Here is a 19,217-nt window from a genome sequence, read left to right on the forward strand (position 1 = left end):
AGGCTTGAAATTTTTTGCAAATGTACTAGTCAATAAAAAATATGTTAAACATTGCAGGGTGGATGGTAGATACGCTATTAACTTTAATAGGACTTTTGGCCACTGCATTTTCGGTTGCAAGTACTTTACCTCAGATCAGAAAGGCATTAAAAACAAGGGATACTGAGGATGTTTCTATTCGTTTTCTTGCTGTATTGATAGTTGGCCTTTTTCTGTGGGCCATATATGGACTCGGAAGAGCAGATAATGTCATCATTATTGGCAATACCATTGGTTTAATACTAAACATTTGTATGCTAGCACTTAAGATAATGTATTCAAGAAAACCATTGGAGGAAGGTTGAAATTTGTGTGTGAGAACTATTCGTAGTCATTTCTTCAATACTTTATTTCTCTTAATTCCTAATAATAGATAGTAAAGATGAAAACCATGTTTTGGGTACGACGTCAAATATTGGGAAAGGTACATTGATTCGGTTTACATATTTATGTTCTACTAGTATAGTACTTTAACACATTTATGTAATCCTGATTCTCTTCATTTCCATAGACTCTGATTCTAGTCTTCATATAGACCTCCTTTATCCCTTCATCTAGGAGATCCACCCTTCGCCTGAAATATGTAGAAATAAAATAATCATGTATGTTTGTTTTTCTTGATTGATGTGTTATCTGAATTTGTGGGCCATCGCTTAAATCATGTAAATGGAATGGTAGTACATTAGTCAGAACAGCTGTTTTGACGTAGCAAAATTTAAGAACATTTCGAACAGTACTAATACATTAGTAACTCATTTCAATATGGTCATTTCAAACTAATGGATGTATGAGGATAATCAACCCTCATATAAGCGGATAAATTGATGAAAACAGTAACTTTCTATTTTGAGTGAAAGAGGTTTACCACCGATATTGATGTTTTAAAAGGATTCTATTGGTATAGGGCACGAAAAAAACATAAAGAATATAGTATATCCTGAAAGGAGGATAATTCAAAGAACATATTTAGAGACAGTCAGCGTATCTTAATTTACCAAAATTTGCTGTTGCACATCTAATGTCAAGAATACTAATCTGTAGTTATTATTCTTCCTCTTCTAATTTGTCTCTTATTTCCTTCTCTTCTTTTTCATGTTCTTCTTTTAGTTCCTCTACATCCTGATCGCTTTCCATAATTATCTTTAGGTGATATGATCTTGTAAAGCTTTTTACTAATTGTTCTTAATTTAATAAAACAATATTGCAAATTGGATTCGGTAAATCTCTTGCTTAATTAGCGAAATCATATTTTTTATATTTGCGGTGTGAAAAAGTCATTTTTTTTGACCAAGGAGACTGTGCAGAAAAGTTTGCCAACTCATTTGAGATTTTATTTATTTTCCATTGGTTTACTCATCCTTAGACTTGAATACTTAGTCTGTCTTTGGTCATTACATCAGTGTAGATAATTTTATAGGTTTGAGAGTTTTAGATCCCGCTATATTGGAATGTCTTTGCAATACCCGTTGGTAAATCAAAATATGTATGAGAATAATAAACGTGCAAGAAATACAAACAATAACAATGACTATTTTCAACCAACAATGGATAAAAAATTTCTTAGTAGATTATACAAATTCATACTATCAGTGTAATCCGAATTGGATATGATGTTGACTTGGCTTGCGTCCTTGCAATTCTTGTCATATTACAAGGTAATTGATTATGTAATATCTGCTTTGTTGCATAATTCCTTATTCTCCGGTTATCATCATGATCATCATGTTATATTCTTCTAAAAATGTTATACAATGATACTTTTATCATGATCTCCTTTACCATGTTTTGAAACCTGTTTGCTGATGTGTATTCACCAAACATTCTCTTTATAGCTGAGAACACAGTTTCAGATATCCATCTCTGTCCGTATTTTCTTTTTGTCTTCCATTTCAACAGATCCTTTGCTTGTAACTTTACTTCGTTGTTCCTTAACCTATTGTTTTTAGGAGAAACAATAGAGTTCCTTCTTACCTTTATACCTGGATTGATCTTTTTGTCCTCAAGATACACAAAGTTTGGATTTGAATCATAGGCTCCATCAGCTAGTACCGATTTTATCTTTACAGTGTTTGGTTCTCTCGAATCCAAAACATGATTGACTAGTTTCTTTAGCATTTTCCCATCATGTACCTTCTCATCTGTCACTTCCAAAGCAATGATTTTCCTGGTCTTTATGTCTACAGCAACGTGGATCTTGAGATATCCTTTTCTATTTTGTGTATTCCATTTCTCATCCATCTACTGACCTCTGTTAGTAATCTTGATACCTGTACTGTCTATTGATATTATTAGGTCATCATCGTCATCCATCTTGTCTCTTTTAATATCGATGTTTAGCTTGTTGATTCGTTTACAGATGTGACCATAACTTGGTGGATTAGCAGGTAACCTTTTTCCTGTGGCCTTAATTATACCTTGGGTTTGTCTGTATGGTAGGTGAAATAAATAGCGAATGTAACCAATGGCCAAGATGAAAGAATCTGGAAATACAAATGGTTTACCCTTTTTGTTTATATTCATATTCTCTATCTCTGAACCCCAACCATCAAGGAAATCATACGAGAAGAGGATCTCACCGCGTTGAACTAATGAGCGATTGTAAGAGGGCCAGTCTATCACAAATAATCAATCTGTTCATTCCAGCTAAATATGTTGAGTTAGGCGACAAAGCATGTAATATCTAAAAAGTTGACCAAGTTTATCATTATCAGATTGCTATGCCCGTTCGACGAGGAGGCCACACGGTTTACTAAGCTATGAGTCCCTTTTATTGGATACAGATCAATAAGACAATCATTACCCAAGTCCTCATCAAATTCCTTGGCTCTCATTAAAGACAAGCAGGATATTTTTTTCTTCTTCATTATTTGTGCAAAGCCAATCGCATTGACATACTAATCAAGATTACAATACCATTTATTCCCTTGGTAATTGGTCTTATTCTAAGGATATCTCCATAGTGAGAAATGCTGTTTACTGTTTTGATCTCATTTGGGAAAAAAAAGAAAACGCTGATAAAACTCTAAGAGATAAAATGCACTCTGAACTCTTGTTTGATTTACTCTCCCATGATATTCTTTTCTGCCTCTAAATTGACGGTACGTATTTAAACATCCTTAGAAAAGTGTTACTTATGAGAAGTGACCGCCTTTATAGAATCCTAGAAAAGTACCCTGTTGTTGCACCTACCATTGTAGCATCATTTATCATATTTTTTGGAGGTATTGGGGTATATCTAGTCGAACACGATCATCCGGGCACTAATATAACTAACTTAGGCGACGCCTTTTGGTGGGCCATAGTTACAATCACAACTGTAGGATATGGCGAATATTTTCCTCTCACCTTTGTTGGCCGAGTGATAGGTGTATTAGTAATGCTCTCAGGAATCGGGACTGCAGTGATGATAGTAACTATTATTTCAGAAAGAAGACTAAAGCATTTAGAGGCAAGGTTAAAACCAAAGACTGATGGACATCTAGGATTATTTGGTACAGATACAAAGACAGATATAAAAATCAAAATTGACGGGATAGAAAAGTTATCCGAGGAGGATTTTAACAACCTGATCACCATGATGAAAAGTCTGCGTCTTACCTTACTCGAAGAGTCCAAGAACTTATTCAAATGTTCCCGGTGTAGTAACATTTCTTATGACAAACCTAAATTTTGCAGTAACTGTGGCCTTGAGATTACTTAGAATAGCCTTTGTATGTTCGCCTCTTTGAAATGTATCCGCTTATTCTACATGTTAACTAATGAATCCCTTCATGTCTGTATCTTGGTTAGACCTACTAGATTATGTTCAGAACAATGCGTTCCTAGATCGAGGTCTATATGCCTTGTTGTATAAAACTTTGTTCTTCAATCTGATGTTTTTGATACTTAATATCAAGCTAAAAAGTTTATGCCAGAAATCTATATCATATACTATATAAGTTCTTAATCTAGGTAGCTTAAGTATGCTCGACAAACATTCAAAAAATGTGTAATCTAATCCTGTATTTGCCTTTATATACCAGTTAATTAAGAACAAAAGGATAAAGTTCCGGGATATTTATGACCTCACCTTCATTCTAAATTCTATTAATTTCATCTTTTAATCCAAATTTCTGCAGGAACTACATTAAAAAGCCATTTTTGTAGTTATTCCATGGGATTTGGGATGTAAACGTAAGAGTTCAATAACCTTGTTAGAGCATCTGTGTCTATTAAAATCCAAATCAAAACTTTAAGCAAAAATTATGAAATGGCTAATCACAAGTAACGAATCTTGAGGTTGAGTATTACAATTTCGACTCTAGGTTTTTAGACAAATGAAGTCTTTTTTAATTATGCTTTTATTTTGCTATCATGACTTAAATCAAAATATCAATGGTGACTTCCCCATTCACTAATGAAGTTGCCGTTGCTGTCAAACTTTTGGACACGATGATTTTCATCGTCAGTTACATACACAAAGGCTGAAGCATCCACGGCTACCCCTTTGGGAAACTTGAACTCCCCCTTGTCCGAGCCTTTGTTTCCCCATTCACTAATGAAGTTGCCGTTGCTGTCAAACTTTTGGATACGGCAGTTGCCATCATCAGCTACATATAAGTGGCCTGCAGCATCCACGGCTACCCCTTTGGGAAACTTGAACTCCCCCTTGTCCGAGCCTTTGTTTCCCCATTCACTAATGAAGTTGCCGTTGCTGTCAAACTTTTGGATGCGATGATTTGCATCGTCGGCTACGTATACATGGTCATTGGAGTCCACTGCAATACCATAAGGGTGCTTCATTTGACCATCTCTCGAACCTTCTGAACCCCACGCTGTAATATAGTTGCCGTTGCTGTCAAACTTTTGGACACGATGATTTTCATCGTCAGTTACATACACAAAGGCTGAAGCATCCACGGCTACCCCTTTGGGAAACTTGAACTCCCCCTTGTCCGAGCCTTTGTTTCCCCATTCACTAATGAAGTTGCCGTTGCTGTCAAACTTTTGGATACGGCAGTTGCCATCATCAGCTACATATAAGTGGCCTGAAGCATCCACGGCTACCCCTTTGGGAAACTTGAACTCCCCCTTGTCCGAGCCTTCTTCTCCCCATTCCTTTCTAAAATTTCCAATACAATCAGATTTTTGAATGCGATGATTTGCATCGTCGGCTACATACACATAGCCTGAAACATCCACGGCTACCCCTTTGGGAAACTTGTACTGCATTGCCAACCTTGGAGACTTCATTCAATAAAAAAATATCTATTGTTCATGTTTACAAACCAAATTATCCTTTAAGAATGGGAACTCATCACGTTTGATTAGACAGGTATTTGTCAAATTTAGCCTCGATTCAACTTTTAAACAGTACCGATATTGTGCAAGTATAATCACAGGTTATGTTCACTTTTGGTTCTTTATCCTTTGAAAATATAATTGTCTGTTTTTATCTGTCTCTGATCAGGGTCTTCTTCTGGACGTGTGAATATAGATTATAAAAATTCTAAATTATCATCTTTGGTGTTAATGGCTTCCAAATACGTTGGGAAATTGAAAAAGGATTAGACAAAAATCGACTTCCAGTTACCGAGTGGGTGTGATCTGGTGTACTACATACGTTCATATCTTCACGAAATTCAAGCATTATTTTGCTGTTTTCAGAATTCTTAATATTTTAATCTTATCTGTCACGATCTATAGTTTCATTGAAAAACAATTTGAAGCCTTCTTAGTCTAAACCTTCTTACTTTTTCGAGTCAAAGTAATTGTTGGTGCTACAGGTATATGAGTCTAGATGGCTAATAAAGTCAAGGGGTTTAAGCATGATAGATGAAGAGGGTCAATAATACCGCAGATTTTAACTTTTATTGTATTCTTTTTAGTTCAAAATAATCATTTACCTGATAGAGGAATCTTATAGTCATGCTAATATAAAATTATGAAGTATTTTTGATAAAGTCTTAAAGTTAATTATTTCGAAAATTATTTGTCAAACTTCGGCCATTTTTGGTTCACCTTTTCCTATAGGTAAAACGTTTTCAATTTCCTTCGTCCCTCTGCTTGAGCATACTTTTAAAACATTTTGCAATAAGTTGATTGTGAGATTAATAATTTATACCGGAAAGGGTGGTACAGGAAAGACAGTTAATTCATGCTCTACTGCTATAAAACTTGCAGATCTAAACCATAAAACTTTGATAATATCTTCAGATCCTGCGCATACTTTAGAAGATGCATTTGTGGTAAGTGCTGTAGGAAATAAGCCCATTAAGGTATTGGATGGTCTGTACGCATTACAAGTAGACCCAGTCCTTGAATTGGCAGAAAATTATGGTGCTATTTTATCCTATGTTGCATCGATATTCTCTAGAAGAGGATTAGATGAAACCTTATCCTATGAGATAGCAATGCTTCCTGGAATGACACAACTATTTTCGTTGCTAAGAATTGAAGAATTCATACGTCATGATAAATTTGATTGTATAGTTTTGGATATGCCTGCTTCTGGGGAAGCTTTGAGATATTTGTATTTTCCTAAACTTGTTGGAAATATTGGAGAAAAACTGTTAGGCTTTACTGGAGTCTTTAGTGGATTTGCAAAAATGTTCCAACCCTTCTCTTCTTTTGCGCAGATTCCTCCTGATGTGATTCAAGTGGAGATAAATTTACTTAAACGACTTGAACTTTTATCAAAAATAATAATTGATCCTAAAATTACGAGCTTGAGACTAATAGTTAACCCAGATACATTTAGTATCGAAAATGCAAAGAGGGCTCTTATGTCTGCAAATCTGTATGGTATTAATGTTGATGTTGTAATAATTAATAAGATATTTCCTAGTGATGTTCCTAATAGCTATTTTACTAGGTGGATAGAATATCAAAGTAGAAAAATTCAAGAGGCAAAAACCAGTTTCTATCCATTGCATATCATAGAAGAAAGGTTTTATGAAAAAGAACTTAAAGGAATTGAGATGTTAAGGGAAAATGCAGAAGCAATTTTTGATAATGAAGATCCATCAAGAGTCTTTTACTCCGATAAGGTTTTTGAATTCGTAAAAAGTGGCTCGACTTTAATCTTGAGGTTAAAGGCCCCATTCACAAACAAAGACAATTTTGAGATAAATCGATATGGCGACAATCTTGCAATTAAAGTTCTAGGTGCCACAGGTTATATTGTCAATGTTATCCCATTACCTGTAGCTACTATAACCATGAAACTTTTTGAAGTGAAGATCCATGATGGTATAATTGAAGTAACCTTTAAAGAATAAATTCCGACCGTAAATATACATTAATCAACCTAACGTTAGTGGTTTGGAAAAACTGAGGAATAACTTAATTACCTGATGTAGGAACAAAGATGAGTGGACTGTATTCACAATCAAAAAACCAAAACGAGTAGTTCTGTTTAGAGCCCCTCCCAAAATTATCTTTCTGTGTAAGATTAAGTGAGATGAGAACAGAATCATTCCAAGATAGTTTTTTGATTTTTTTCTCATATCTTGTGAAAAGTTTTCTAGACCTGTAGTGCCAGAAGTTGACACGTTCTACAACCCATTTCTCGGGATGGTCTTTATTACGATTTGATTTCATTTTTGGTTTTAGTTCATTATCTTCCAGTTCTTCTCTTTTATTCTTGATTGGTATACCCAGTATGCTTTGTAGCCAAACTCAACATATTTAGCTTGGTTCGAAGCCTGCATTCTAAATAGATGTAGTGCATAAAGGATAAAATAAAATGGTTCGGTACATATTTTCCTTGTGGATTCGAGAACTATATGTTAAAGCATATAATAAACCGGTTGAACCTGGATATCGATTGTAGTAACAAGGAATTTTGACCTGTTTAACTTATTAGAGTAAAGTATAATTAAAGATGGAATCTATTTGATGTTTCTAGTCACTTAAGATATGTGACAAATACTGCATAAACCAAGTGTGGACTTAAAAAATGGTCTGTACTGTAGTGTTAAGTCTCTTTCGAATAGTACAATGTTCAATAAGAATATATAGTAAGAGTTCTCTATTTTCTATTGATTGCAAAGCCATACAAAAACAGGGATGGTAGAACAAACCAGTACCAATGGAGAAAAAGTAGATTTAGTATCAAGTACTCGAGAGCAGATTATGGATTGGTATTATCTCAAATACCAACATGATCATAGTTTTGTGATCGGAGATAATAAGTTAAAGCGTAATGTTGAAGTTATGACTGGTAAGCATGCTCTATATTGTTCATTTCATGATACTCGCAATGTAGAACACGGCTGCGAACATATTAGATTTATCAAAATGTTAATTGAAAGACAAAATTAAGCTGTTGGGTTTTTTGCTACAACCTTGAATATTTTGAACCCTTGCACCTTTTTAATTTATTCATAAAATGAATTTTCCGACTTTTTGGATTTACAGAAATTCTCCGTGACAACTGGTTATTGGAAAACAAGTTATATGTAGAACTGGTATAGAAATGGATTCAAGGTCTATATACCGCTTAACCTAGATCATTTAGAAAAAATCTTTGAGTTCAATAAGATTGTTGATTCCTTTAATTTTACTGGATTTACTCCTACCAATAACACTCTAAATTCTGAATTTGGATCATCTTACTCTACATCTGATACCACTCAGTCAATGGATCCTTATACTCAAGTTTTTGGAATCTATATGGATTGTGCCAAGCTAATTAATACAAACTTGATGCAAATCTTGGATTATGTTTATGTAGATGGTAATTTTTTGATAATAATCTATGAATTCAATGAACATTTTGACCTGAAGTCGACCTTTTTGTGTCCACCATATCTAAAACTAGTATTTTACCTCAAGTACGTTGGTTTACGTGATGGAGCAATGAGCCTAATGTTGATTAGGCTTTATTAAATCTGCTTTGTAATTTGATTTATGGATTTACCTTGGGGTGATCCCCGTTCAAATAAATTCGCTACATCAATAGGTTTGATAACATCGAATGGCCCTCATGGTCATGATATCATGGCTTGTGAATGGACTCATCATCTTTCCTATAGACCTGGGCTTATAGCGGTTTCTTTAGGACCCACAAAGGCCACAGTCGAAAACATCAGAACCTTAAAAGAATTTGGAATTAACTTATGTGCGACTGATCAAACAATACTTGCTAGTGTGGCTGGAGGATATAGTGGAAGAGACTATGACAAAATTAATGCTTTAAAGGATTTAGGGTTTCAGTTCTATCAAGCAGACACTATAGATGTATTGATGGTGAGGGGGGCTTCATTAAGTGTTGAATGCAAATTATTCAAAGAGGTCAAATTTGGCGATCATGTAATGTTAATAGGAGAGGTATCAGAGGCAATACATGATTCTGAAAAAGAATCATTAATCTACAATAATGGAAAATATTGGTCTCTACAAGAAATAGATAAACCTCATAAAGACACACGTCAAAATATTAGAGATATTCTAAAAAAACATAGCAAACACTCTCAACAATAATGATGAAGTTTAGTAAATCAATTATTCAAGTTCTTAACTTTTGGAGATGATATAAAAATTGAATATATTTAGGAGTCGATTATAATTTTTTATGGGGAATGTACCTTAATGACAAATTAAAATCTCCGAGAGATATTTTTGACCTACCAATGACTTTCCTGTATTCGACAATATAATGAGTGTTTATCCATCGTCATCAATTGGCCCAAGAGGCTTACCTCCGATATCGGTTCTAATAAATAGAATCCAGCATTATAGATATTTAGAAAAATATACAAAGTTCTCAGAGACTGTATGAATTGGGCCGAAAGTTGCGTAATACAAATTTGGTGCAAAGACTGGATCCTTCTTCCAGGATGTTTGTTGTAAAGTCACTGTCAGTGGTAATGTCACATATTGATAGTGGAGCACTTACAGTCGTTGGGAGGAGGCACTCCTAATACGGTGCTTTCCCAACGGAGTTGCCAGTGGGACTGTAATGGCATACTAAATAGTCATTGACACTGGCTGACGCTACACCACAACCGACCTGTTTTGTGTCCTTCCATACCATCTGCGTGTAATGACCTACCATAGGTGCATTCTCCTCTGTCAATACGCCACCATGCCAATTCTCCTTTTCGACGGCCCAACTCTCGACCATTTTGGTCAAAGTATCTAGGTTCCCTGGAGAATTCCCATGGCTCTGCCCAGCTATGTTCTCGCCATATGAAAAGTCGTCCGAGTGGACCATTTGATCGATCGTCGCCATATGTTCGGCCCAAGTCTGGGCGCTGGCGGCGAGGCTATCACTCCAGGTTAGTGGTGGAACTCCAACGTCAGCACGGTCGCGGTTATGGATCCCCAAGATAGTGTTGACGATATCCGCTGCATTTCCGGTATTGTTACTCAACGTAGATTCAGTGGGGATAGAGGGATTATTTTCCGAAATTGTCGTTGATAAATCAGCATTATTATCAGTAGACCCGCTATCTGATGCGTCACTATTATCAGTAGACCCGCTATCTGATGCGTCACTATTATCAGTAGACCCGCTATCTGATGCGTCACTATTATCAGTAGACCCGCTATCTGATGCGTCACTATTATCAGTAGACCCGCTATCTGATGCGTCACTATTATCATCGGGGTTAGTCCTGGCCCCACTAGCATACATGATTGCTGAAGTAGGTAAAACCATTGAAATCATGATTAAGAATATCAATGAAATACTTATTTGATTCATTGTTGCCACTGCCTTGACATTATATATAAAGCCATTGTTACATGAAAAGGCCAAAGTATAAAATTCTAAATGTATGAAAATTTGAGTTTTCTTATCAATACCTTATCAAGTAATTAATTCAATTGATTTTGACTATCTTGATAGTCCCATTTTAGAGATTTGGTCAAAGTGTTAGCTTAAGATGAGGCTATAGTTACTATGATGATGGAGGATGATCCACAAGAAAGTAATACAATTTTGGACCAAATATTTAGTTCATTAAAAATGTCTAGATTTAAAATAAGGTTCAAGTAATAATGATCAAGATTTACTAATTTGTGACTTACTATTACAGGGGTTATTGTTTTTTTAAATGTAACAGCTTGTCTTCTTGAGTAAGGCGCCGGTGGAGGGATTTGAACCATTGGTTTATAGTAATGCTGCACAATACCTGTATCGTGTGACACGAATATAGAAATATTTATGGATTTCATGACCTTTTGAGTTTCAGTTTCAAAGAACTTTCAGAAGCCATCTAACTCTTTGAAACAATATCTATTGCCGCACTTTGTATTTTCCCTTACCCCTTGAACCTTCCAGATATCGTTTATCAACATTCTAATTCTATCAACCCCAGACTTCGTTGGATGTTTTGCGAGTCCCAAGTAATTACCGTATCTTTTGCTTTTTATTTGTCATAAATTACGCATAATCCAAGAATCGTATATTATATTTTCTCCAAATGATTGACGAAAATCCATCCAGTCTTTAATAGCAAGGTACGCTTCATTAGTAATGAATGATGCATAATATTTACTGGTCTCGATATCGAGAACTTTAATTCTTACTGCAATGATAGAATCATTAAGAATAATAGGTATTATGTCGCCCCATTTAAGATAACTCCAAGATCCGACTCGTCTTCTGGAAGAAATCATAGTTAAAACTATCGGCTCGATTCGTCGATCTGGATACTCTAATAATCTCCTAATTCCTTCTCGTGTAGGTAGACGGTCAATTGAGCATCGCTTTCTCGAAGTATCCCCTTTTTATATTATCTTCCAGTTGAATACCACTCCATTCATTTCGCAATAAAATTTTACAGGTTTTAAATAATTCCTAATCATCTCCACAGATATCTCTTCATCCTTGACTCTTTGGTTCTGGATTGTAAAGAATCTTAATAATCCGTTTTCAACACAATGTCGCCTATTCTTTTGATTCATTTCATAAAGGGTAATGGATTGGGATTCAATCGAATCACCTTGTATATCAAGGGAATTGAGAAATACTTGTAGAGTTTTAGGCTATTGACGTTGCGATCCTTTGGCTCGTAGAGCATAAACAAATTTTTGATACGAATTAAATGTTAAACTTGAATAGAAATATATCGAAGTTGAAATCATCCTTGCATCTACGATAGCCTGGGCCTTAAAAAAGAAGAGATCTCAAATGGGCCCAAGGGGGTTTGAACCCCTGACCTACCGGTTATGAGCCGGTCGCTCTACCAGGCTAAGCTATGGGCCCATTCATTTTAGTTTAAAAATGAAATGAGTGTATAAAGGTTTTGTTTATAACTAATTATGCCTCAAGATCTTGTCCTACATATTTGCTATAAACCGAATCTAATAGATTATTCTGGGCGGCCAAAGAAATTTTGACAGCATTTAGTATTGTTTGGTGTTTGTCTTCAGAGCAATCGTTTAATATATTCTCCCAAACTTTGGCATGATAAATATCAACTTCCTTGTGAATAGTGAAGTAGCGATGAGAATCATCGTCAACTTTATTGTAAAATTCTATAAGCCCTTTGCTCTTAGTTTCACTGATCTTAGGTAATTCTTTTTCAAAAGCATAAAGACTTGCAACTCCCTCTTCGAAAGACGATTTAGAAATTTCTAGTAGACTATCTACAGCTTTTCTCGTCGAGGTTTCTCCAGGATACTCGTTCAATTCCTCTGATCTTACATTTAATGACGATGCAAACTCAATCCACGGTTCAATATGGTCTCTTTCTTCTTGTAAATTGCTCCTGATCAGATTATCATACTTTTCACTCTTGTTATTGATGAGTGTGTTCTCAACAAGTTGTGGCACATTTTTTACAAGTTGATAATATTCTTTTGAATAGCCAGCCAAATGATCTAAAGTAAGCTTACCTTCTTGCCACATCTGGTAAAACTTATGCTTCAACAAACTACCTTTTTCAATCTCAGCATTAATTTGATCCATTAAAAGAGTCATACATTCTATTTTTGACATTTTCCAATAATAAACATTGTGCCTTTGCTATCGTGTGCATAATTTTTAGTGCGGAATTATACATAAATCCATATATGTATAATCTATTCGCTAACTAGATAATAGCCTTAGTGTAATTATAGAGTTATTCAGTTTGTTCTATTATCTCCAGGATAATTTTCTTTCTCTCTATTTCAGCATGCATTTTAAACTCTTGCATTTTTAATCTGTAGTAGACCGCAAATTTCATGAGGTATAGAGAATATAAATGAGGATGTCTCTTCGCAATTCTTCTAACTTTTTTAGTAAATTGAAAGAGTTTAGTTCCCTTTGGAGAATTAATAAATAATTCATCCGATTTTTCTTTTACCTTTGTTTTGGAAAGGTTAGTAGAGCCCTTTTTTGTCATTATCGTAAACGAACCATCAAATAATTACTTGATGTTTAATAACAAAGAATCTAGCTATTTACAAAGTTAGTTCTCTATTTTGATTCTATAGCTTTTTGTCTTGATGGCTAATTACGTAAAGAATTTTGATAATGCCACAGGCTCAAAAGATGCTGGAAATATTCCAACAAATGCAATTGATGTTTATGAACAAACTAGATTCAGCTCTAATGAAGCTGTAGCATATTGGGAAGGAAGTTTCAAAACAGAAGTTATAGGAATTGCAGCAATTGATTTAGGATTATATAGGGCTAAGGAAAGAAAAACACCTATTAATTATACGAGCAACCAGGTCCTTAATCACTAATGTATTACTAATCATATATTAGAAATTTATGATAGTTTGGAGCACGAAAAATTAACTGTGTCTTCATTTTTTTCATTATAACATTTAAATCATAATTACATTTCCAGTTATCAGGTAAAGTTATGGAAGTAATGAATCTCATTATATTAATCCATGTTATACTAGGATTCATTCTCGTTTATTTTGCCATTCGGGCTTATAAGAGGAGTAGGTATGTCCCAATGATCTATCTTGCAGCTGGTTTCTTACTAATAACAATAGGAGATACAATAATCGGTGACTCACTAGTTTTTGCGGATGAAAAAAGTAAAGAGATGATAGAAGAAATAGTAGAAATATTTGGGTTTGTATTAGTAATAATTGCCGTGTTAAAGAGTTGAGCGCTCCATCACCAGAAGATATCTTATCCTTTTTGACAGATAACACTAGTTTAACTATTTTGAAATTTCTTGATGGAAAAGAATACAGTACTCAACAAATTGCATCTAATTTAGAAATACCCTTATCTTCAGCTTATAGAAAAGTAAACAAGTTAGAACAGCTAAAGATAATAAAAAAAACAAAAATTATCCGTAAAATGGATGGAACTGATGAATCATTCTATACATCTTGGATTGATGAAGTCCAAATAAACTTCAAAAACAATAGAATTACTTGCAAGATCAAAAATAAAGAGCACCAAGATAAAATAGTTCGGTTATGGCAGGGCTTCAGACACAATTAAAGCCTCCCAATCTACTTGTAAATATTCTTCTTGACCATTCTCAATAAATTGGAATGATAAGTAGTTTATTATTCCTAAAATAATAGATGTCCCTAAATGACTAACATATTACAAAACTATAGGAGGGTTGCCTTATTTTCAATTCTGGCCATTGTACCGCTGCTTTTAATTTCAAATAGCGTTATATCTTATGGACAAACCAACACAACAAATGCTACAAATCAAACAAGTACCTCTGGTGGTCCAAATAGCGGACTAATAAAATTGATTGATTCTGGTATCTTAATGATAAAGAGTGGTGACAATGAGGGCGCAAAGAAATCATTGTTGCAAGCTGAATCAGGTTTAGAGGACAAACCAAATGTAAGCGGTGCAGAAAAACACATCGAGGCTTCACTAAAAGCCTTAAAAGATAATGATACAAACGGAGCGTTAACTCATGCTGAAGATGCAAAGAAAGGTTTAGCCTAATCTTATTTTTTTGTTTGGTACTAGCAAAAAATAATTTGTGATAAAAATGAATAGAAATTTATTGATAGTTTATGCTTTATGTGGCATTCTTGTAGCCACAGGAATAGTTTATTTTCTTGTTGCATATGGTGAGTATACCGATTGGGTGGAATTACTAAACTTTGGTATCCATGATGAAACTACTGAAAAGCAGGTTGAAATTACGCTATTCATTACTTCAGGTTTAATCTATTTGGGTCTTGTTTTATGGTTGATAAAAACAAGGTTTATGAAAAAATCGCCATACATAGCAGCTATAGTTGTTTCAGTTGCTTTGATAATAACGTATGCCGCTTCAAGAACAGTGGGTGTGCCAATTGTAGGTGTAGAACTCTATGTTGGAAAACTAGACGTGATTTCAAAAATCATGCAGGTTTTGGTGATTGCGCTATCCATTGTAGCTCTGTACAAGATTAAGAGACCGGTGTATAGTTTTACCAAATAGGCATTTAAACATCATGATGATAATTCATAAGAGTGAAGGTCCTGTCATAAATTGATGGATCCAAGCATTTGAAGATACTTTATTTTATCATCCACAATTTGTTGCCAAACACATTCTGTATTCTCAGTAAGAACTGCTATGTATTAGAGAATTCTCTTCTTACTCTAGCAATTACTTCTTTCATCTGCTCCTTGGTCTCTTTATATCCATCTTGTATTAGCTGTCGAATCGTACTTTCCGAAAAGTCAAATGTCTTATTTGAAATAGTATGAGTATCGTTCTTCCGTTCCAAACGAACAACGAAATCAACATCTACCCTACCCTTTAGTAAATCCTTATAACTTACTTGTTCGCCAGTACCAAGATATATAACCCTAGTTTTTTCCTCCAACATTCTTTTTAATACCTCTTTGCTTGCACCCATTTCTTCTGCTAAACTCATTAAAGACTTTGCGAACATAGCAAAATCGGATAAAAGAATTGCGACATTTTCATCAAACAGCGTTCTGTCATGATATATGATATCATTCTTTCTGTCAACAACCCCATCATAGTCAGTAGGAAGATATTCTTGTTTTGCTGGATGAAGATTTATTATACCATATCTGAGTCTGGGAATTTCATGTTCTAATTTCCTAACTCTGATCCAGTAATCTCTGTGAGCCAAGATGGTTTGCCGTAATGGAGTATTAGCTAGTAGTCCACCATCCCAGAAATAACGCAAGTTGGTAGCGCCATTAGAAGTCGGTTGATTATTATCCTCCATGGTTCGGCTGCCATCTGGGCCTTCTTTTACTAACATACGAGTTTCCACATTCAGTTTGGTATAATCATAATTTACTGGGACGGAACAGCTGGCCAAAACGAAATCCGATTGGATACCATCGTCATATCTTATAACGTGTTCAAATGCCCTAATATCTGAATTCTTTGATAAAGAACCATCGGATCTCACTCTACCATATTTTCCGTATTCTGATTTTCTTGTTCCATCTTCCTTCTCGTAACTATCGAAAACCACCGGAGTAGCCTCTTGTACGTCAACAGCAACTAACAAGAGCCTTGGTTCATTATTTTCAAAGCTTGTAGAGATAGGGAATTTGGCAAACTTTTCCAAGCTGTCTTTTAGTGGTTTACTATCATAAAGATACCAAGTATTTGATGGATCAAAAAACCTATTATCTAACGAAGGTGTTTGGGGTACAAATACGTTAGGGACTCCCTTCATAATAAATTCCTTAGTGCTGTAATATCTTCTTGCAGACTCTCCTGAAGCAATTCGTCTATCCAATCTATGCCAAAAATCCCAATAGTCTTTAAAGTGGGGCATATTATCAACCGTTGACTTAGTAGACAGGTATTCCCAAAATTCTATTAGCCTTTCACCAGATCCTTCCCATGTTTTGTTTTCTTTCACATAGCTTACCAATAAAGCAGCGTTTATCGAACCTATCGAGGTCCCAGAAACTATATGAAATAAAGGCTCTTGGCCTCTCCCCTCTCTTTTTAAATATGCTGAAACATCCTCGTTCATAGCCTTGTATGCGCCTGCTTCATAAGCCCCAAGTGAACCTCCTCCTTGAAATATCAAGGCTCTATTTATACTAGACAATAATGTTAGCGCACTACAAGTATATTTATTACATTGCCATTACTATTACTTGAGACTGAACGTAGCTAGATTGCGAGCGAGTAGATATTACTTTCAGATTGATTGTAAATAATGAATAAGGCACTCATAGTGAATCTGATTAAGAGTCTATATCCGTGATTCCAATTGTTACTCCACAGACGATAGATTTTTGATTCTTTATGTATTTATTAAACATCAATTGGAGATGCAACTAAAATTTATATGATATCCGTCTGAAAAAATACCATGGAATTGCTCAACAAAATTGTAACGCTGATCAAAGAGAAAGAACATGAGATGTTGATAAAAAGGACTGGTAGTGAAATCACATTGAATGGTGCAAAGATAGGAATTTCGGACTTAAATATGGGCCTGGCTAACTTCTCTAATAAATTTATTGAATTTGTGAAAACAAATGAAATTGCAACAACTCTTGATAATTGCCAATATCATCTGAGCAAGATAATTTCAAATATGAAAGATAATGATAATTTTAGGCTAGAATGTCAACGGATTAGACTAATGATAATTCTGGCATTTCATCAACTTGGTTCCATTATAGGGACCACGAAAATGACTTCGGATGAGAGTCTAAAAGAACAATTGACAGAGTGGATGAGACATATGAACGACCTAATCAACCATGCCATATCGGTACTGGAACCAGGACCGAAGTTAGTCACTAAAGGCCCGGTCTATGAGCAAATTATGAAGTATCAAGGTTTAACTGAAAAAGATATGCAAGAGGCAATCGATAATTCATGAATTTTGACTTTGACTCAGTGATTCCATTACCTTTCCCAATTAACTTTATTTGTCCCATATTTCCCCTTTCTTCCTGAATTCCATAAATATGGAAGAAGTAGTTACCCGGGTACTTCCACTTTGCTTCAACTATTGATGCATCCCCTGGTGCTACAGAAATGGTTTGGGAATGAATAGGAGGGTTATTCCATAATCCGAAGGGATAAGTGAGGAAATTCCTGAAAATAGTGCTTTCTTGCTAAATATCTTACCGACCCTAACATATTGGATCAAGATCACTAATGCCAAATACCTATTGTTTCTCTGGACCAAAAACATGAATATATTTAATAATGAAATTTATGACGCCATATGACAATACTGAGGCGACTATAGAAGAGATAGTTGTCGCTTCTACTGGTGAATATTCTAATTCTAGGAGCTTAACCATGAGAATGAAACTAGTCACGTTATTTACAATATCAAATACAGAACTAGCAAATAGCATTTTGAGCAAAACTTGCTTTAATTTTTGAAGATTTAATTTTCCCGTTAATCTTTCTGTATATTTTTGTTTGTTATCAAGGTGAAAGAGAACTGCAAAGACTGACTTGTAAGTTAGATAACCAGTTATTACTGTCAAAGCTGAGTTTAGCACAAAATCGACGGAATATTTAGCTGAAATTTGTGCAACGACTAGACTAATTAAGAAGCCCAAAATCCCTGAAATCAATAAGTTCTTATTTAGGGAAAGGGTATTGTAATATTTCAAATAAGTTTTGTGAAGGAACCTGTAAATTTTATCAACTCTCCATTTCACTTATTATCAAGAATATGCAAAATAATATAAAAGTACATGGAATAATTAATGAATTCAAGATATCTTTATCAAAACCATTTTGAACCATACTGCGGAAAAAGACAAGTTTTTTGTGTGACCGTTACTCTAATATTATGAATTAGGGTTTGACTCATAAGATCACGATATCACGGGCTATTGTGTGGCATCCAAGAGCAATAAATAAAATGATGATCATTTCTCTATTGTTTTGGCATTCCTGAGGAATCATACCAAGTAATTTCAAATATTTATTTTCCATGAGTTCTTCATTCTATTATTTGAATTGCAGTTCTAATAGATCAGGAGGATACGTATCTTTTCAATAGTTGTTACATACTCGTCAAGACTTTTTTCACTTTGATAGTCACTATGACTGTAATGATTTATGATTGAATTATTTGCAGGACCCTGTTTGTTGAAAATTCAAAGTTAATAAGATCATGTCAGACTCTTTCTATTCATTATCTATACTATATTAATCCCAAGTGGTAAGACTTCAATTACTTGTGAGGTGACATTTAACATAGTAGTTAGTGTTACCACAATTTATAATATTCTAGTTGTAACTTTATTTTACAAATACATGTAAGTGCACTTGGTGCTATTTAGGCCAGAT

20 protein-coding genes, 1 tRNA gene and 1 pseudogene are annotated in these 19,217 nt (G+C 34.7%); 11 read left to right on the forward strand and 11 right to left on the reverse strand.

Annotated elements, in window-relative coordinates:
* Nucleotides 1-41: 41 nt before the first annotated feature.
* Nucleotides 42-344 carry a SemiSWEET family sugar transporter gene (locus tag NMY3_RS12430; RefSeq protein ID WP_196816168.1) on the forward strand — a complete coding sequence of 101 codons (303 nt, stop codon included), beginning with the start codon at nucleotides 42-44 and terminating at the stop codon, nucleotides 342-344.
* Between the two features lie 1,420 nt (nucleotides 345-1,764).
* Here the strand turns inward: NMY3_RS12430 and NMY3_RS12435 are convergent.
* Both NMY3_RS12435 and NMY3_RS12440 read right to left on the reverse strand, forming a co-directional pair.
* Nucleotides 1,765-2,658: pseudogene (locus NMY3_RS12435) on the reverse strand (IS5-like element ISThar1 family transposase).
* A gap of 38 nt (nucleotides 2,659-2,696) precedes the next feature.
* On the reverse strand, nucleotides 2,697-2,903 hold the full coding sequence (locus NMY3_RS12440; protein WP_196816169.1) for a hypothetical protein: 207 nt from the start codon (nucleotides 2,901-2,903) through the stop codon (nucleotides 2,697-2,699).
* 269 nt (nucleotides 2,904-3,172) lie between these two features.
* Between NMY3_RS12440 and NMY3_RS12445 the strand changes: the two genes are divergently transcribed.
* A complete protein-coding gene (locus NMY3_RS12445; RefSeq protein ID WP_196816170.1) occupies nucleotides 3,173-3,739 on the forward strand; it encodes a potassium channel family protein in 567 nt (188 codons plus the stop codon).
* 671 nt (nucleotides 3,740-4,410) lie between these two features.
* On the opposite strand, the gene NMY3_RS12450 is transcribed toward NMY3_RS12445, so the two are convergent.
* On the reverse strand, nucleotides 4,411-5,250 hold the full coding sequence (locus tag NMY3_RS12450; protein WP_196816171.1) for a hypothetical protein: 840 nt from the start codon (nucleotides 5,248-5,250) through the stop codon (nucleotides 4,411-4,413).
* An 872-nt stretch (nucleotides 5,251-6,122) separates the two neighbouring features.
* Between NMY3_RS12450 and NMY3_RS12455 the strand changes: the two genes are divergently transcribed.
* From NMY3_RS12455 to NMY3_RS12470, 3 genes are all read left to right on the forward strand, one after another.
* Nucleotides 6,123-7,298: an ArsA family ATPase gene (locus NMY3_RS12455; RefSeq protein ID WP_196816172.1), complete on the forward strand. Its 1,176-nt coding sequence runs from the start codon at nucleotides 6,123-6,125 to the stop codon at nucleotides 7,296-7,298.
* 766 nt (nucleotides 7,299-8,064) lie between these two features.
* Nucleotides 8,065-8,343, forward strand: a complete 279-nt coding sequence (locus tag NMY3_RS12465) for a hypothetical protein (protein ID WP_196816173.1) — start codon at nucleotides 8,065-8,067, stop codon at nucleotides 8,341-8,343.
* A gap of 588 nt (nucleotides 8,344-8,931) precedes the next feature.
* Nucleotides 8,932-9,504 carry a flavin reductase family protein gene (locus NMY3_RS12470; RefSeq protein ID WP_196816174.1) on the forward strand — a complete coding sequence of 191 codons (573 nt, stop codon included), beginning with the start codon at nucleotides 8,932-8,934 and terminating at the stop codon, nucleotides 9,502-9,504.
* Between the two features lie 436 nt (nucleotides 9,505-9,940).
* Here NMY3_RS12470 and NMY3_RS12475 read toward each other — a convergent pair whose 3' ends face one another.
* The 6 genes from NMY3_RS12475 to NMY3_RS12495 form a co-directional block, all read right to left on the reverse strand.
* On the reverse strand, nucleotides 9,941-10,729 hold the full coding sequence (locus tag NMY3_RS12475; protein WP_196816175.1) for a CAP family protein: 789 nt from the start codon (nucleotides 10,727-10,729) through the stop codon (nucleotides 9,941-9,943).
* 176 nt (nucleotides 10,730-10,905) lie between these two features.
* A complete protein-coding gene (locus tag NMY3_RS16725; RefSeq protein ID WP_231100054.1) occupies nucleotides 10,906-11,202 on the reverse strand; it encodes a hypothetical protein in 297 nt (98 codons plus the stop codon).
* A gap of 201 nt (nucleotides 11,203-11,403) precedes the next feature.
* Entirely contained in the window at nucleotides 11,404-11,646 is a 243-nt protein-coding gene (locus tag NMY3_RS12480) for a hypothetical protein (protein WP_196816176.1), read from the reverse strand.
* Nucleotides 11,647-12,161: 515 nt separating this feature from the next.
* Nucleotides 12,162-12,235 (reverse strand) — tRNA-Ile (locus tag NMY3_RS12485).
* Nucleotides 12,236-12,289: 54 nt separating this feature from the next.
* Nucleotides 12,290-12,940 (reverse strand): TenA family transcriptional regulator, encoded by a 651-nt coding sequence (locus tag NMY3_RS12490; protein ID WP_196816177.1) that lies wholly within the window; start codon nucleotides 12,938-12,940, stop codon nucleotides 12,290-12,292.
* A 154-nt stretch (nucleotides 12,941-13,094) separates the two neighbouring features.
* The gene (locus tag NMY3_RS12495; protein WP_196816178.1) at nucleotides 13,095-13,358 is read right to left on the reverse strand and encodes a hypothetical protein; all 264 of its coding nucleotides are present in this window, start codon (nucleotides 13,356-13,358) and stop codon (nucleotides 13,095-13,097) included.
* Nucleotides 13,359-13,461: 103 nt separating this feature from the next.
* On the opposite strand from NMY3_RS12495, the gene NMY3_RS12500 reads away from it, so the two are divergent.
* The 5 genes from NMY3_RS12500 (at nucleotide 13,462) to NMY3_RS12520 (ending at nucleotide 15,383) form a co-directional block, all read left to right on the forward strand.
* Nucleotides 13,462-13,704, forward strand: coding sequence for a hypothetical protein (locus NMY3_RS12500; protein WP_196816179.1), 243 nt, complete (start codon nucleotides 13,462-13,464; stop codon nucleotides 13,702-13,704).
* Between the two features lie 131 nt (nucleotides 13,705-13,835).
* Complete coding sequence (locus NMY3_RS17100) at nucleotides 13,836-14,084, forward strand: DUF7521 family protein (RefSeq protein WP_425319410.1); 249 nt, start codon at nucleotides 13,836-13,838, stop codon at nucleotides 14,082-14,084.
* The gene (locus NMY3_RS12510) at nucleotides 14,081-14,428 is read left to right on the forward strand and encodes a helix-turn-helix transcriptional regulator (protein ID WP_196816181.1); all 348 of its coding nucleotides are present in this window, start codon (nucleotides 14,081-14,083) and stop codon (nucleotides 14,426-14,428) included. The genes NMY3_RS17100 and NMY3_RS12510 overlap by 4 nt, the downstream gene beginning before the upstream one ends.
* Nucleotides 14,429-14,524: 96 nt before the next feature.
* Nucleotides 14,525-14,899, forward strand: coding sequence for a hypothetical protein (locus NMY3_RS12515; protein ID WP_196816182.1), 375 nt, complete (start codon nucleotides 14,525-14,527; stop codon nucleotides 14,897-14,899).
* 37 nt (nucleotides 14,900-14,936) lie between these two features.
* Nucleotides 14,937-15,383, forward strand: coding sequence for a hypothetical protein (locus NMY3_RS12520; protein WP_231100055.1), 447 nt, complete (start codon nucleotides 14,937-14,939; stop codon nucleotides 15,381-15,383).
* Between the two features lie 136 nt (nucleotides 15,384-15,519).
* On the opposite strand, the gene NMY3_RS12525 is transcribed toward NMY3_RS12520, so the two are convergent.
* Nucleotides 15,520-16,995, reverse strand: a complete 1,476-nt coding sequence (locus NMY3_RS12525; protein WP_196816184.1) for a patatin-like phospholipase family protein — start codon at nucleotides 16,993-16,995, stop codon at nucleotides 15,520-15,522.
* Between the two features lie 267 nt (nucleotides 16,996-17,262).
* Between NMY3_RS12525 and NMY3_RS12530 the strand changes: the two genes are divergently transcribed.
* Nucleotides 17,263-17,781, forward strand: a complete 519-nt coding sequence (locus tag NMY3_RS12530; RefSeq protein ID WP_196816185.1) for a hypothetical protein — start codon at nucleotides 17,263-17,265, stop codon at nucleotides 17,779-17,781.
* A gap of 292 nt (nucleotides 17,782-18,073) precedes the next feature.
* Here the strand turns inward: NMY3_RS12530 and NMY3_RS12535 are convergent, their stop codons facing one another.
* Nucleotides 18,074-18,580, reverse strand: a complete 507-nt coding sequence (locus NMY3_RS12535) for a hypothetical protein (RefSeq protein ID WP_196816186.1) — start codon at nucleotides 18,578-18,580, stop codon at nucleotides 18,074-18,076.
* Nucleotides 18,581-19,217: the final 637 nt, after the last annotated feature.

The organism is Candidatus Nitrosocosmicus oleophilus (assembly GCF_000802205.1).
In the GTDB taxonomy this organism is placed as follows: Archaea; Thermoproteota; Nitrososphaeria; order Nitrososphaerales; family Nitrososphaeraceae; genus Nitrosocosmicus; species Nitrosocosmicus oleophilus.